The sequence below is a fragment of the Streptomyces sp. NBC_01077 genome, assembly GCF_045162855.1.
Taxonomy (GTDB): Bacteria; Actinomycetota; Actinomycetes; order Streptomycetales; family Streptomycetaceae; genus Streptomyces.
In genome coordinates this window covers 5,588,632-5,603,211 of sequence record NZ_CP108669.1, presented here as the reverse complement: position 1 = coordinate 5,603,211, position 14,580 = coordinate 5,588,632, and the positions used below count along the sequence as shown (strand labels likewise).

Annotated in this window: 16 protein-coding genes; 8 read left to right on the top strand and 8 right to left on the bottom strand. The window is 71.3% G+C overall.

Annotated elements, in window-relative coordinates; genetic code table 11:
• Positions 1-101 precede the first annotated feature (101 nt).
• Positions 102-1,484: a transcriptional regulator gene (locus OG462_RS25400; protein WP_406061012.1), complete on the bottom strand. Its 1,383-nt coding sequence runs from the start codon at positions 1,482-1,484 to the stop codon at positions 102-104.
• A gap of 258 nt (positions 1,485-1,742) precedes the next feature.
• Between OG462_RS25400 and OG462_RS25395 the strand changes: the two genes are divergently transcribed.
• The 4 genes from OG462_RS25395 (at position 1,743) to OG462_RS25380 (ending at position 5,641) form a co-directional block, all read left to right on the top strand.
• Positions 1,743-2,429: a bifunctional DNA primase/polymerase gene (locus OG462_RS25395; protein ID WP_406061010.1), complete on the top strand. Its 687-nt coding sequence runs from the start codon at positions 1,743-1,745 to the stop codon at positions 2,427-2,429.
• A gap of 74 nt (positions 2,430-2,503) precedes the next feature.
• A complete protein-coding gene (locus tag OG462_RS25390) occupies positions 2,504-3,352 on the top strand; it encodes an ABC transporter ATP-binding protein (protein ID WP_406061009.1) in 849 nt (282 codons plus the stop codon).
• Positions 3,349-5,001 (top strand): transporter, encoded by a 1,653-nt coding sequence (locus OG462_RS25385; protein ID WP_406061007.1) that lies wholly within the window; start codon positions 3,349-3,351, stop codon positions 4,999-5,001. Before OG462_RS25390 ends, OG462_RS25385 begins: the two co-directional genes overlap by 4 nt.
• Positions 5,002-5,149: 148 nt before the next feature.
• Complete coding sequence (locus OG462_RS25380; protein ID WP_406061005.1) at positions 5,150-5,641, top strand: hypothetical protein; 492 nt, start codon at positions 5,150-5,152, stop codon at positions 5,639-5,641.
• Between the two features lie 48 nt (positions 5,642-5,689).
• Here the strand turns inward: OG462_RS25380 and OG462_RS25375 are convergent, their stop codons facing one another.
• The 3 genes from OG462_RS25375 to OG462_RS25365 all read right to left on the bottom strand — a co-directional run bounded on the left by OG462_RS25375 (position 5,690) and on the right by OG462_RS25365 (position 7,455).
• Positions 5,690-6,163 (bottom strand): carboxymuconolactone decarboxylase family protein, encoded by a 474-nt coding sequence (locus tag OG462_RS25375; RefSeq protein ID WP_406061003.1) that lies wholly within the window; start codon positions 6,161-6,163, stop codon positions 5,690-5,692.
• A 131-nt stretch (positions 6,164-6,294) separates the two neighbouring features.
• Entirely contained in the window at positions 6,295-6,843 is a 549-nt protein-coding gene (locus tag OG462_RS25370) for a GNAT family N-acetyltransferase (RefSeq protein WP_406061001.1), read from the bottom strand.
• Positions 6,844-6,852: 9 nt separating this feature from the next.
• Positions 6,853-7,455 carry a TetR/AcrR family transcriptional regulator gene (locus tag OG462_RS25365; RefSeq protein ID WP_406060999.1) on the bottom strand — a complete coding sequence of 201 codons (603 nt, stop codon included), beginning with the start codon at positions 7,453-7,455 and terminating at the stop codon, positions 6,853-6,855.
• A gap of 128 nt (positions 7,456-7,583) precedes the next feature.
• Here OG462_RS25365 and OG462_RS25360 point away from each other — a divergent pair, with 128 nt between their 5' ends.
• The gene (locus OG462_RS25360) at positions 7,584-8,456 is read left to right on the top strand and encodes an NAD(P)-dependent oxidoreductase (RefSeq protein WP_406060998.1); all 873 of its coding nucleotides are present in this window, start codon (positions 7,584-7,586) and stop codon (positions 8,454-8,456) included.
• Positions 8,457-8,469: 13 nt separating this feature from the next.
• Here OG462_RS25360 and OG462_RS25355 read toward each other — a convergent pair whose 3' ends face one another.
• Positions 8,470-8,904, bottom strand: a complete 435-nt coding sequence (locus OG462_RS25355; protein WP_406060996.1) for a nucleoside deaminase — start codon at positions 8,902-8,904, stop codon at positions 8,470-8,472.
• Positions 8,901-9,809, bottom strand: coding sequence for an LLM class flavin-dependent oxidoreductase (locus OG462_RS25350; protein ID WP_406060994.1), 909 nt, complete (start codon positions 9,807-9,809; stop codon positions 8,901-8,903). Before OG462_RS25350 ends, OG462_RS25355 begins: the two co-directional genes overlap by 4 nt.
• A gap of 93 nt (positions 9,810-9,902) precedes the next feature.
• Between OG462_RS25350 and OG462_RS25345 the strand changes: the two genes are divergently transcribed.
• Both OG462_RS25345 and OG462_RS25340 read left to right on the top strand, forming a co-directional pair.
• Positions 9,903-10,349 carry an Lrp/AsnC family transcriptional regulator gene (locus OG462_RS25345; RefSeq protein WP_406060992.1) on the top strand — a complete coding sequence of 149 codons (447 nt, stop codon included), beginning with the start codon at positions 9,903-9,905 and terminating at the stop codon, positions 10,347-10,349.
• Positions 10,350-10,452: 103 nt separating this feature from the next.
• A complete protein-coding gene (locus tag OG462_RS25340) occupies positions 10,453-10,911 on the top strand; it encodes a GNAT family N-acetyltransferase (RefSeq protein WP_406060991.1) in 459 nt (152 codons plus the stop codon).
• Positions 10,912-10,934: 23 nt separating this feature from the next.
• Here OG462_RS25340 and OG462_RS25335 read toward each other — a convergent pair whose 3' ends face one another.
• Positions 10,935-13,244 carry an FG-GAP repeat domain-containing protein gene (locus OG462_RS25335; protein ID WP_406060989.1) on the bottom strand — a complete coding sequence of 770 codons (2,310 nt, stop codon included), beginning with the start codon at positions 13,242-13,244 and terminating at the stop codon, positions 10,935-10,937.
• Positions 13,245-13,356: 112 nt separating this feature from the next.
• On the bottom strand, positions 13,357-13,806 hold the full coding sequence (locus OG462_RS25330; protein ID WP_406060988.1) for a nuclear transport factor 2 family protein: 450 nt from the start codon (positions 13,804-13,806) through the stop codon (positions 13,357-13,359).
• Between the two features lie 207 nt (positions 13,807-14,013).
• On the opposite strand from OG462_RS25330, the gene OG462_RS25325 reads away from it, so the two are divergent.
• The gene (locus tag OG462_RS25325; protein WP_406060986.1) at positions 14,014-14,520 is read left to right on the top strand and encodes a carboxymuconolactone decarboxylase family protein; all 507 of its coding nucleotides are present in this window, start codon (positions 14,014-14,016) and stop codon (positions 14,518-14,520) included.
• Positions 14,521-14,580 lie beyond the last annotated feature (60 nt).

Genomic DNA, 14,580 nt, shown 5'->3' with positions numbered 1-14,580 from the left:
ACGGAATCGTCGGCTCACGCTACCGGGTACGCCCGGGGCTCCGCACACACGTGTGAGCCCGGTTACACAACCTTCTCGAACGGCACGGGCCCCACCGGCGACTACGCCGCGTACAGCTCGATCCGCGCCCCGAACTCCCGCACCACCGCCTCCCCCGCATACGGCTCCAGGCGCTCCCGCAGATCCTCCAGGTACTCCGCGCCCCTCGACGACCGCAGCGTGCCGAGCAGTTCGAGCGCGCGCGTGCCCGTACGGCAGGCCTGCTCGACCTCGCGCTGCTGGACCTGCGCCGAGGCCAGCAGGGCCAGGCCGATCGCCCGGCGTCGCGCGCGCGTCTCCGGGTGCCCGGCGATCGACTCCTCCGCCGCCCGCGCCGCGGCCTCCGCCTGCCCCAGGTCCCGGTGGCAGTGCGCCAGTTCGTCCGCGAGGTACGCCTGGTCGAAGTGGGCGATCCACGCCGGGTCGTCGCCCGACTCCGGATCGGCCTGCTCCAGAGCCCGTACGGCACGGCCCGCCGCCGTCTCGAAGGCGCTGACGTCCCCGAGCAGCGCGTGCCCGCGCGCCTCGGCCGCGAGGAACATCGCCTCCGCGCGCGGCGGCACCTTCCCGCGCGCCCCCTCCTGCGCCGCCCGTGCCAACTGCGCGATCTCCCGGGGATTTCCGAGCTGCGCGGCGAGGTGGCTCATCGAGGCGGCGAGCACATAGCCGCCGTAGCCCCGGTCGCCGGCCGCCTGCGCGAGCCGCAGCGCCTGGATGTAGTACCGCTGGGCGAGGCCCGGTTCGCCCGTGTCCACCGCCATGTACCCGGCGAGTTCCGTCAGTCGGGCGACCGCCGCGAACAGCTGCCGGCCGACCGCCTCCCGGTACGAGCCGGACAGCATCCCCGACACCACGCTGTTGAGGTAGTGGACGACCACCGGCCGCACGTGCCCGCTGCCGAACCGCCGGTCGAGGTCGACGAGCGCGGCCGTCATCTCCCGTACGGCCGCCACGTCCGCGACCCCGACGCGCGCCCCCGCCATCCGGGCCACGTGCGCGTCCGGGCCCGTGATCAGCCAGTCCCGGCTGGGCTCGACGAGCGCGGAGGCCGCGACCGTGGAGCCGGAGAGGAAGTCGCGGCGGCCCACGTCGCTGCGCCACAACTCGCAGACCTGCTCGATCGCCCCGGGCACGGTCGGCGCGAACTGGAGCCCCACCCCGGCGGCGAGGTTGCGGCCGTTGGCCATGCCGACCTCGTCGATCGTGACCGTACGGCCCAGCTTGCGGCCGAGGGCCTCGGCGATGATCCCCGGCGCGCGCCCGCGCGGCTGCTGCCCGCGCAGCCAGCGCGCCACCGACGTCTTGTCGTACCGCAGGTCGAGTCCGCGCTCCGCGCCGACCATGTTGACCCTGCGGGCGAGGCCGGCGTTGGAGCAGCCGGCCTCCTGAATGAGCGCCTGGAGCCTTTCGTTGAGCTGACGCGGAACGAGTGGCCTGGCTGCCATGAGTACCCCCTGAGGCCGTGCGGTGATCACCGGAGAAGTGATCACTGCCCGGTGAATATCCGGTCAATGCCGATGTGAACACGCGAAACCGGACACGTCGGCCGCGACTTCGCCGCCGACGCCCCCACCAGTGCGTACCCACCCCCGCTCCCCGGCCCCCCGCGCGCCCCCGCCCGTGCACCGATGCGCCCCGCGTGCAGGATCGATGCCTCACACCGCTCCACGCCCTGGCCGTAACCCCAGGTGACGGGGGAAGTTGTGTTCCACGTGGAAGAGACCATCGGAGTCACGGAAGCCGCACAGATCCCCAAGCAGCGAGGCGAGCAGCTGCTGGACAGCGCCGTGCGGTACGCGGAAGAGCGGCACTGGGACGTGTTTCCCGGGACCTGGTTGGAGGCCGTCGAGGGCCGGGAGCGCTGCTCCTGCGGCGCGGACGCGTGCGCCGTGCCCGGCGCCCACGCGGTCAGGCCCGACTGGTCGACCCAGGCGACCGGCAGCGGGGTCGGGGCCCGGCGGATGTGGTCGAAGCAGCCGAAGGCGTCGATCCTGCTGCCGACGGGCCGTACGTTCGACGCCATCGAGGTGCCCGAGTCGGCCGGGTTCCTGGCGCTCGCCCGGATGGAGCGCATGGAGCTCACGCTCGGACCGGTGACCTGCACCCCGGACCGCCGGATGTTCTTCTTCGTGCTGCCGGGCGCCGCGGCCAAGGTGCCGGACCTCGTCCGCAAGCTCGGCTGGGTCCCGGCCGCCATGGACCTCACCACGCGCGGCGAGGGCCACTACGTGGCGGCCCCGCCCACCCGGATCGGCGGCTGCGGCGCGGTGCAGTGGGCCCGGCGCCCCACCCCGGCGAACCGCTGGCTCCCCGACGCGGAGGAGCTGATCAGCGCCCTCGCGTACGCATGTGGCCGGGAAGCGGCGGAGGCGAGAAGCCGCACGTCATGACCCTGGGTCCCGAACAGGCCCCGCCCGTAGGGTGGGGCCCGTACACACGGGGACGACCTAGGGGTTGAAGGACCATGCCTGACCAGGCATACGACGGAGCGTTCGACAAGGCGGGCGCCGCACCCGGACACGGTGCGGCGCCCGCCGTGCGTGTCGAGGGCTTGTGGAAACGATTCGGCCAGCAGATCGCGGTCAACGGGATCGATCTGGTGCTGCCCGCCGGCAAGTTCATCGGGCTCGTGGGACCCAACGGCGCCGGCAAGACCACCACCCTCTCCATGATCACCGGCCTGCTCCGCCCCGACCAGGGACGCATCCTGGTCGCCGGGCACGACGTATGGGCCGACCCGGAGTCGGTCGCCCAGGTCAAGGCCCGGATCGGCATCCTGCCCGAGGGCCTGCGGCTCTTCGAGCGCCTCTCGGGCCGTGAACTCCTCGCGTACAGCGGGCGGCTGCGGGGCCTTCCCGGCGCCGAGGTCGACAAGCGGGCCGCGCAGCTCCTCGACGTCCTCGACCTGACCGGCTCGCAGAACAAGCTGGTCGTCGACTACTCGACCGGTATGCGGAAGAAGATCGGACTCGCGGCGGCGCTCCTGCACAACCCCGAGGTGCTCTTCCTCGACGAGCCCTTCGAGGGCGTCGATCCGGTCTCCGCGCAGACCATCCGCGGTGTCCTGGAGCGGTACACCTCCTCCGGCGCCACCGTCGTCTTCTCCAGCCACGTCATGGAACTCGTCGAGTCGCTCTGCGACTGGGTCGCCGTGATGGCCGCGGGCCGGATCCGCGCACAGGGCACACTCGCGGAGGTACGGGGCGACGCGCCCTCGCTGCAGGCCGCGTTCCTGGAACTGGTCGGCGCGAACGGGCGCGAGGCGGCCGGGGACTCGCTGGACTGGCTGGGCGGCGGGGCGGGTACGCGATGAGCGCCTTCCCGGCCACGACCACCACCGGCACCACGGCCACGACCGGCCCCGTCCCCTCCCTCACCTCCGTCTTCGTGCGGCTCAAACTGAGCCTGCTGCGCAACGGGCTGCGGCAGTCGGGCGGGCGGACCGCCGCGTACATCGTCTCGATCGTCTTCGGGCTGCTCTTCGCCGCCGGGATGGTGCTGTCCTTCGCCCTTCTGCGGGGCAACGCCGACGCCGACACGATCGCGATCCTCCTCACCGGGGTGACCGCGCTCGCGTGGACGGTGATGCCGCTGTTCGTGCCCAGCGGAGACGAGACCCTCGACCCCTCGCGGCTCGTGATGCTGCCGCTGCGGCCCCGGCCGCTGATCCGGGCCCTGCTCGTGGCCTCGCTCGTGGGTGTCGGCCCCGTCCTGACCCTGTTCCTGGTGTCCGGCGCGGCCCTGTCCGTCGCACACGGCGCGGCCGGCACGCTCGTCGCCGTCCTCGCCGTCCCCCTCGTGACCGTCACGTGCGTGGCACTGTCCCGGGCCGTGGCCGCCGCCAACATCCGGCTGCTCACCTCCCGCAAGGGCCGGGACCTGGCACTGCTCAGCGGTCTGATCATCGCCGTGGGCATGCAGCTCGTGAACTTCGGCGCCCAGCGCCTCGGCCAGCCCGGCGGGCTGACCGCGATCGAACCGGCGGCGTCCGTCGTCGGCTGGCTGCCGCCCGCCGCCGCGATCGGCGCCGTGGACGCGGCGAGCAACGGCGACTACGCGGTGGCGGCGGTCCGGCTGCTGCTCACGGCGGCCGCGCTCGTGGCGCTCGGGTACTGGTGGCAGCGGAGTCTGGTACGGCTGATGGTCGAGCCCGACGGCTCCACGATCGGCGCGGCCTCCGACGCGGGCGTCCGTGACAAGTCCGACGGTACGGGGCTGCTCGGCCGGATCCTGCCGGACGGGCGCACGGGCGCGGTCATGGAGCGCAGCCTGCGCTACCTGTGGCGCGACCCGAAGACGAAGGCCGGGGCCGTGACCTCGCTCGCCCTCGGCCTGATCGTCCCGCTCGTCAACGCGCTCCAGGGCACGGGCTCGATCTACTGGGCGTGCTTCGCCTCCGGCATGCTCGGCATGCTGATGTACAACCAGTTCGGACAGGACACCTCGGCGTTCTGGATGGTCGCCCAGACCATCTCGACGGCGGCCGACGCGTACGCCGAACTCCGGGCGCGGGCCCTGGCCCTGCTCATGATCACCCTCCCGTACGCGGTCTTCGTCACGGTCCTCACGGTCGCCATCCTCGGCGACTGGTCGCGGCTCCCGGACGCCGTCGGCCTGGCGCTCGCCCTGCTCGGCGCGATGCTGGCGACGGGCTCGGTGACCTCGGCCGCCTTCCCGTACTCGATCCCACAGGACAGCGGCTACAAGAACGTGGCTCCGGGGCAGGGCGCTCTGGCGTGGATCTCGATCCTCGGCGGCATGCTCACGGCCCCGCTGCTGTGCGCCCCGCTGATCGGCGCGACGATCTACCTCCACGTCTCCGACCAGGAGTCCCTGCTCTGGCTCCTGCTCCCGGCCGGCACGCTCTACGGCGCGCTCCTCGTGTGGGCGGGCCTGAAGGTGGCGGCGCCGCGCACGGTGAGGCGGCTGCCGGAGATCCTGGCGGCGGTCAGCAAGGGGTAGTTCGCGACGCTGTTCGCAATGCCGGTACGTACACACGTCGATGGCCCGCTCGGTTCGTCCGGGCGGGCCATCGCCATGGACAGCCTCCGAAGGCATGCGGAAGGATGAACGGGATCGCCCAACTGCCGCAAGTCAAGAGGGAGTTCCGATGCCCAGGGTCGTGGAGCAGATCCAGCGTGCCGAGCTGTGGCACCGGAACACCTTCCTCGCCACCGCGACGGCCGCCGGCACCGGCTGGACGTACGCCCGGCATCCCACCGAGATCAAGCGGCCGGCCGACGGCAGGGCCCCCTTCGTCAAGGAGATCACCTGCCCGACCTGCGGTGACCGGCTGCGCTTCCGCGTCCACAGCGTGGCATCCACCCGGCGCCGCCAGCGCCTCTTCCGGGCGCTGGCCTGGACGTCGCTCGGCCTGATCGTCGCCGGGGTGGGGGGTGTCGTGGCGATGTGGACCACGGACTCGTTCAACGGCGTGCTGCTCTTCCTCGGCCTCACCGCGATCGTCGTCGGCCTCGGCGCCGGGCCCTCGCTCGGCAGCATGGCCGCCGACGACATGGGCATCACCGGACACGGAGCCTCGAACCCGGGCGCGGTCAAGCACCCGCTGCAGGTGACGGAGCCGGAGCGGCCGGGCGACTAGGTCGTGTCGGGGCCGGCTCCCGAGCCCGTCAGTCGAAGCGGATCGCTGTTACGCGTACTGGCCGGGCTGGTAGTCGCCGGCGGGCTGCCGGGTGATGGCGTTGCCACGGTTGAACGCGTTGATGATCGCGATCTGGGACACCAGGGCGGCGAGCTGGTCGTCGTCGAAGTGCTTTGCGGCGTTGTCCCAGACCTCGTCCGTGACCCCGGACCCGTCGGCGAGGCGGGTGCCCTGCTCGGTCAGCTCCAGGGCGGCCCGCTCGGCGTCGGTGAAAACGGTGGCCTCCCGCCAGGCGGCGACCAAGTGGAGCCGGAGCGAGGTCTCCCCGGCCGCGGCAGCGTCCTTGGTGTGCATGTCGAGGCACATGCCGCAGCCGTTGATCTGACTGGCGCGGATCTTCACCAGCTCCTGGGTGGCGGCGGGCAGCGACGAGCCCTCCGCGATCGCCTTGTTGGCCGCGATGATGTGCTTCCAGGCCTTGATGGCGACCGGGCTGGCGAACATGTTCAGACGTGCACTCATGACGAGCTCCTCCGTGGTGGTCGGTGACTACACCCCCAGGACGGAATGGGCTCGACGCGATGTGACATCGCCGATTGTGACCTGCGTCTCCCTCCTGTCGCCGACGGGTGTCGCAAGCGGCGCCGTGCGGCTCAGAACTCGGGGAGGGACGGATCGGGCGTCCAGGGCTCGGGGGCGGTGATGGACCAGCGTTCGTGGTCCCGCCAGGCCCCGCCGATGTAGAGGTAGGCGGGCGAAACCCCTTCGTGGCGGAAGCCCAACCGCTGGACCAGGGCCAGGGATGCCTTGTTCGTCGGCTGGATGTTGGCCTCCATCCGGTGGAGCCGCAGGTCGGTGAAGGCGTACTGCAGGGCGAGGGCGACCCCTTCGGTCATGTACCCGCGCCCTGCGGAGGGGGCGAAGGCGGCGTATCCGAGGGACGCGCCCTGGTAACGGCCCCGGATGATCGAGTTGATGTTGACCGTGCCGGCGGCTGCGCCGGTCTCCCGGACGCGGATCAGGAAGCCCTGGTTGGTGCCGTCGTCGAAGCGGCGCATCCAGACCTGGAACTCCTCGGCGGTCGCGGGCAGTTGCATCCTCGGCCCGTACAGCTCGGAGCTGGCCCGCACGAGCGTGCAGAACTCGTCCTGGTCGGAGAGGGTGAGCGGGTGCAGTTCAACCCGTGTCGGCATCGTGAGCATGGACCAACGTTAGGCCGGTCGGTACGAGGCGACCAGGCGGGCCAGGTGCCGGCCCGCGACCTCCAGGGGCGTGACGCTGCGGGCGACCTGGGCCGCCAGTTCGGCGCCTTCCAGTGTCGCGATCACCGTGTGCGCCAGCTCGTCGGCTTCCAATTCCGTGAAGCCCGCCTCGCCGAGCTTCCGCGCGACCACCGCCCGCCAGCGCGCGAACGCCTCGGCCGCCGCCTCCTGGATCCCGGGGGCGCTGGTCGCCGTACCCACGACGGTGGAGGTGACCGGGCAGCCGTCGAGCCAGTCCGAGTCGCGCAGCCCTTCGGCGAGGGACACGGTGAGTGCGACGAGGGCCTTCTCGGGCTCGGGCTCGGCGTCGAGCGCCGCGGTCAGGAACTCGGTGAACTCCTCGTCGCCGAGCCGCACCGCGGCCGTACCGAGCTCCTGCTTGCCGCCGGGGAAGAAGTGGTACACGGAGCCGAGCGTGGCCCCCGCCTCGCGGGAGATCTGCTTGATGCCGGTGCCCTCGTAACCCTGGCGCTGCATCAGGCGTGAGGTCGTACGGACGATCCGCTCACGGGTTCCGGCGGTCTCGGGATCATGCGGGGCCTTGGTCTTCACCCCACCACAGTACCGAACTAGAGCGATCGTTCTAGCCCTGTGCTACGTTCCTGACTAGATAGAGCGTTCGTTCTAGCGATGCGCTGCTGATTCCGATTCTCGGGGAGATCTCTGTGAGCACGTCTGCCGTGAACCATTCGTCCGTGACCGTCATCGGCCTCGGACCGATGGGCCGGGCCATGGCCGGGGCCTACCTCGACGCCGGCTACCGAGTCACCGTCTGGAACCGCACCGCGAGCCGCGCCGACGAACTGGTCGCCAGGGGCGCGGTCCGCGCCGCCACCGTCGAGGAGGCACTGAAGGCCAACGAGGCCGTGGTGCTGAGCCTCACCGACTACGCCGCGATGTACGCGATCCTGGAGCCCGCCGTCTCCGCGCTCGACGGCCGCGTCCTCGTCAACCTCAGCTCGGACACCCCTGAGGAGGCCCGCAAGGGGGCCGCCTGGGCGGCGAAGCACGGGGCGCGCCACCTCACCGGCGGGGTCCAGACGCCGCCGTCCGGCATCGGCTCGACGGAGTCCGGCACCTACTACAGCGGCCCCCGGGACCTCTTCGAGGAGTACGAGGGTCTTCTGAAGGTGCTCACCGACACCGACCACCGGGGCGAGGACCCGGGGCTCGCCGCGCTCTACTACCAGCTGCAGATGGACCTCTTCTGGACCACCCTGACCGCCTGGCTGCACATGGCGGCGCTGGCGGACGCGAACGGCATCGGCCTCTCCGAGATCAAGCCGTACGCGACCGAGACGCTGACCGGGATGGGCCAGTTCCTCGACTTCTACACGCCGCGGATCGAGGCGGGGGAGCACGGCGGCGACGTCGACCGGATCTCGATGGCCGTGGCGAGCCTCGACCACGTCGTGCACACGACGCGGGACTCGGGCGTGGACCCGACGGTGCCCGCCGCCGTACTGGAGACGTTCCGGCGCGCGGCGGCCGCGGGCTATCAGGAGGACAGCCTGACCCGGCTGTTCGAGGTGTTCGGCCGACGGCCTCAGTGACTAAGGACGAAGGTCACGGCCGGTAGTAGGCGTCGATCGGGGCGCGCGCCTCGTCGAACAGGGCCGGGCCGTCCTGCGTCACCGTCGGCCAGTCGCCCGACTGCGGGTTGAGTTCGACGAGTTGCTCGGTGGAGAGCGCGTACACGACCCGGCCGAGGCCGGAGCGGACGATGCCGCCGGCGCACATGCCGCAGGGCTTGCAGCTGGTGTACAGGGTGGTGCGGGCGGCCGTCTCCGGGTCGAGTTCGCGGGCCGCCCAGCGGGCGAGCTTCAGTTCCGGGTGGGCGGTGATGTCGTCGTCGCGGCGCACCGTGTTGTGGGCTTCGGCGAGGACCGCGCCGTCCGGGCCCGCGAGGAGGGAACCGTACGGCGCGTCGCCCAGGGTGACGGCCCGGGCCGCGATGCCGATGGCGCGCCGCAGGAGAGTCTCGTCGGCGGGGCTGATCACGATGGTGTCCTCCAGTGGGTGGCCACGGCGGTGAGCGCCTGCCAGGCCACGTGGGGCCGACGGGTCTCCTCCGGATCTCCGTGGTACGGGTCGAGCACGACGGTATCGGCGCCGAGCAGGCGGAGTTGGTCGAGGTCGTCGAGGATCTGCTCGATGGTGCCGACACCGGCAGGCCGTTCGGGGTCGTCGACGGGAGTGGCGGTCAGCCGCAGGGCGATACGGGGCGCGAACGCCGGAAGCGGGCGGCCCGCCGGCGGGTGGTCCGGCCGCACGCGGTCCGCCGGCGGGTTGGCTGCGGGCGGGTGGTCCGTCGGCGCGTGGTCCGGCCGCATGTGGTCCGCCAGGGCCGAGCGCATCCGGGCCAGCGGAAGCCTCAGCGGGTGCCAGGCGTCGCCGAACCTGACGGCCCGCCGGATGCCCGCCTCGCTGTTGCCGCCCACCCAGACGGGTACCGAAGAACCACCGCTCTCGTCCTGCGCGCGCCAGGCATCCCGCAGGGTGCCCAGGTACTCGTCGGTCAGCCGGCCGCGCAGGGAGAACGGCACGCCGAGCGCGTCGAATTCCTGACGCGCCCAGCCGACGCCGACCCCCAGGACGAACCGGCCGCCGCTGAGCCGGCCGAGGTTGGTGGCCATGCGCGCGACCAGCAGCGGATGCCGGTACGGCAGCACGAGGACGGTGGTGCCCAGCCGCAGCCGGGTGGTGATCCCGGCCAGCCAGGACAGCGTGGTGAACGGCTCGTAGAACGGCTCCGGGTACCGCTCGGCCACGTCCGGGGTGACGACCACGTGATCCGACACCATGAGCAGGTCGAAGCCGAGCCCCTCCACTGTCCGCGCCCACTCGCGGAGCACGCCGGGATCGGTTCCGGGCCCGAAGTTCGGTACGTTGACGCCAAGTTGCATGATTCGAGACTATCCCCGTGATCACGGAAAACAGAACCGAACTCTCCCGGTTCCACCCGCCTTCTCCCGTGGTTCTGCCGGTAGAATCGCGGTATGGCCGCGAATCTTGACGAACTCGATTGGGCGATCATCGAGTTGCTGCAGCAGGAGGCCCGCATCTCCCTCAGCGAACTGGGCCGGCGCGTGAAACTCAGCTCGTCGGCCACCACGGAACGGGTGCGGAATCTGGAGTCGCTGGGCGTCATCACCGGCTATCGGGCCGTGGTGAACCTGGCCAAGGTCGGCTATCCCGTGCTCGCCGTGGTCCGCCTGAAGTACCCGGGCAACCGCCACGAGCCGTTGCGCCGGCTGCTCGCCGAGCGACGGGAGATCCTGGAGTGCGTGCGGACCACGGGCGACGACTGCTACACCCTGAAGGTGGCCGCGACCTCCATGGAACATCTGGAGACCCTCGTGGACGAGCTGGCCGGCTTCGGCAGCACGACCACCAGCGTCGTCTACAGCGAGACACTCCCCTATCGCGGACCCGACCGCCCCTGAACACCGAGTGCGGGCTGCGGACCGCGGACTACGGACCTCGGGCTGGGGGGCTGCGGTTCAATTCAGGTGCGCGCGGCGCCGCCGCCTGCGATCGTCGCGCTCTGTGAACTCTGATGACCTTGAGATTCGGCGTGCGGACGACTCCGACGCGACCGCGACAGCCGATGTGTGGCTGCGTTCCTTCACCGCCGCGCTGCCGACCGTGCGCCGCGCACACGACGACGACGCAGTACGGAGCTGGTTCACCCACGTCGTCGTGCCGCAGTACGAGACGTGGGTGGCGGTCGCCGGGGAGGCCGGCGTGGTGGGGCTCCTGGTGCTCGACGACGGCGACCTGGAGCAGCTCTACCTCGACCCGTCGTGGCGCGGCCGGGGGCTGGGCGACCGCTTCATGGAGCTGGCCAAGCGGCAGCGGCCCGAGGGGCTGCAGCTGTGGACGTTCCAGGTCAACGCACCGGCGCAGAGGTTCTACGAGCGCCACGGCTTCGTCGCGGAGGAGCGGACCGACGGCCTGCGCAACGAGGAGCGCGAGCCGGACATCCGCTATGCCTGGCGGCCCTGAGAAGAGGACCGCCAGGGGGTCTGTCAGAGAACCTCGTCGAAGCCCAGGGTGGTGTCGGTGAGGACCCTGGTGGGGGTCCTCACCGCGAACGGGGCGCGCCAGTCACCCGTACCGGCGTAGACGTACGACGTGTTGTTCGGGCCGAAGACGTACAGGTCGGGGCGGCCGTCCATCGTCGCGTCGCCGATGCCGACGAGGTGGCTGTACTGGTTCCACCCGCCGCCGATCCTCACGCGGCCGGCGAAGGTGCCGTCGCCCTTGCCGAGGTAGAGCCAGAGGGCGCCGGCCCTGTCGCGGGCGACGAGGTCTCCGGCGGGGCCTCCGGCGATGTTGCCGACGGCGGTCAGCTGGTTGTAGACGCCCCAGCCGAAGCCGTTCTTCTTCCGGGGCGCGTACGGCGCCTTCGGGTTTCCCGTGCCCTTGTAGAACCACAGGTCGCCCGCGGTGTCGGCGGCGATCAGGTCGGCGCGGCCGTCCCCGTCGAGGTCGCTGCCGCCCGCGAGCTTGTCGTACACCTGCCAGCCGCCACCGATCCTGACCCGCGGGGCGAGCGGGGCCTGCTCCTCCCCCGTGCCCGGGTGCAGCCACAGCACACCGCTCGCGTCGACGCCGATCACGTCCGGGGCCTTCGTGCCGGCCACGTCGCCGACGGACTCGATCCGGCGGTAGCCGTTCCAGCCGGAGCCGACGGAGACCGGGGCGCCGGACGGGAGGAGGTGGCTGCTCCAGACCTCGTTGACGGTGTCGAGGCGCCGCAGGTTGCCCCGGGAGTCGCGGGCGAGGAGGTCCGCCGAGCCGTTGTCGTTGAAGTCGTGGACCTTGGGGGACCGTACGAGCTTGAAGTCGCCGGTCGCGTGCAGGTCGGGGCCGATGCCGTTCATCGGCGCGGCATCGAACTCCCAGCGGTAGTCGCCGTTGTACGCGGCCGAGCCGGGGTCGGTCTCGGAGGAGGCGAAGTTCCCGCGCCAGACGAAGGCGAAACTGTTCCCGTGGTCCGACACGAAGGTCTGGTGGTACCGGCGGCCGCTCTTCTTGTGGATCAGGTTCACTTCGCCCGTGAAGCGCGGATGGGACAGGTTCCAGGTCAGCTCGATCCGGTTGTTCCGCGGATCGAGGTCGACGACGGGGCCGATGTTCGTCCCCTTCGGGGTGAGGGCGGTGTCCTCACCGGTGGAGGCGATCAGCTCGGCGGCCGGCCTGCGGTCGGCGCCGAGGGTGATCCGGTAGATGCCCTCGCCCTTCTCGACGGTGCCGCCGCGCACGAGCAGGCTGCCGCTCTCGGCCGCCACGAGGCTCGACACGTGGTCGAGGACCTTCACCGGGTCGCCGCCGGCCGACGGGCGCGCCACGAGGGGCAGCAGCGGGTCGTCGGCGAAGCCCTGGCCGGCTGCCGTCCTCGTGCCGTAGACGATCCAGTCCCCGAGGAGGCCGGCGTACGGGGTGTCCGCCCGGCTGAGCGTGATCGGATTCTGGGCGCCGGTGGCCCGGTCGGTCACGACGAGGGTCGTCCTGTCCCGCCACCAGACCAGGCGCTCGGCGTCGATCGCGGAGGTGTCCCACCAACTGACGTGCTGGGGAACGGGATAGGCGGTGCCGACGGTGGCGGTGGCCAGGTCGAGGGTGGCGAGGGCCGGCCCGGAACTCCCGTCGGCCGCCACCGCCCGGTACCAGAGGAGCGCGGTGTCCGCCGTGGCGCGGACGTCGTCCACGCCGGCGGCGGTCAGCCCGGTGACCCGGCGATCGGTGACGGTGTCACCGCTCTTGGCGAGGAGGTGGTACTCGTGCGCCCCTGTCGCCGTCGTCACCTGGACGAGGAGCGTCGAGCCGACCGTGGCGACGTGCTCGTACGTGAGTCCCGGCCCGCTCAGCTCGTCCAGGTCGAAGACGACCGGCGCGGTGCCGGCGGGTGCGGACATGTCGTGGAGCCGGAACTCGCGCTCACGGTGTGTGTCGGTGAGGGTCACGATGTCGGACACGGCGGCGTTGCGCCGGACCGTCACGGCGGAAAAGGCCTCGGCGAGGAGGGTGGACGTGCCGTCCGGGCGATACCAGCGGTAGTCGTACGAGGTGTCGCCCTCCCTGGAATGCTCGGTGGTGGCGAGGAACCCGTTCGGCCCGGCGCCGGCGATCTCCGTGCCGACCGGCAGCTCGGCCACGGCAGGAGCGTCCGCGCGGTCGGCCGCGGCGGCGACGGCGGTGAGGGGAGCGGCGCCCGCCGGGGCGGCGCCGGCCGTCGGCGCGGAGGCCAGCGCCGTACCCGCCGTGATGGCGAGGACGGCCGTGATCGCGATGGAGAGCCGGTGCTGTGCCGAACGTGCCGCCTGTGAAGTCACGCGTTTCCCCTCAGAAAGATCGAACCGTACGCACACGCGTACATACCGTTCCATCAGACTCATGAGGAGGCGCGAGAGTTGTACGTGACCGGTCGGGGATGCACTGTCGGCCTCAGCCTGTCGGCGCGGACCCGCCGCAGGCGTCGGCGATGGCCTGAGTGTCCCAGTAGAACGGACGGACCTCGGTGATCTGCCCGTCCTTGACCGTGATCGTCTGCAGGATGGGGAAGCTGAGTTCACGGCCGGTCGCCCGCGCGCGAGCACGGACCTGAGTGAGCACGACCGCAGTCTCGCCGGTGGCGAGGAACTCCTGCTCCACCATGTCGAACGTCTCCCAGACCTGTCCCATCGCGAGGAAGAACCGCGCCATTCCCTTGTGCCCCCGCCAAGCACCCCCGTACGGCAGGGCGTCCGCCTGATGCAGCTCGACATTCGGAGCGAAGAAGGGGGCGAGCACGTCGAACGAAGCCTCGCCAGGGCCTCCGGCCGCCAGATATTCGGCCTCAGCCGCGTACATACCGGTGAGGACCATCTCGGGGTCTGCAGTGGATGGCATCGTCATGACTCCAGCGTGATCAGCAGAGGCGCGTCGTGCTCGCGGGATTCGGACATCGTCGTGCGACACGGCCAGCACGTTCGCACCACGCTTCGGAGGGCCGGAGCGCGTCAGAAGAATCTTTCCGGTTTCCCGTCACATCCGCGGGCGCGGCTCCGTCAGTGCTGTGAAGACGCCAACGAGGCCGAAGCGCCAGAACGAAGGAGACCAGCCATGACGAACACGACCTCCCCCTCCACCCCCTCCATCTCCCGGATGCCCAACCCGGGCGAGTTCGTGCCCGAGCTGAAGGACATCAGCGCCGCCCTCTTCCGGGCCACGGGCAACCACTCGGTGCCGCGCACCACGATGAGCCTCGTCCACCTGCGGGCCGGTCAGATCGTCGGCAACACCTACCTGACGATCCTGAACACCGGTTTCCTGCGCAAGGCCGGGGTGTCCGAGGAGCGCATCACCGCCGTCTCCTCCTGGCAGGACGCCCCGTACTTCACCGACGCCGAGCGCGCCGCCCTCGCCCTGGTGGAGGCCACCCTCCAGCCCGCCCCGCACGGCAGGGAGCGCGTCTCCGACGAGCTGTACGCCGAGGTCGCGAAGCACTACGACGAGAAGGCCCTGGCCACCCTGACCATCGCGATCGGCCAGATCAACTTCTTCATCGCCCTGGCCGTCATCGGCAAGCCGCAGCCGGTCAGCTCCCTCGCCGACGAGCAGTGGGACTGACCTGTCCGTCAGCGGGGTCGGCGGGAAGGAAGAGAGACCGGGCCGTAGTCTCGGGCTCTC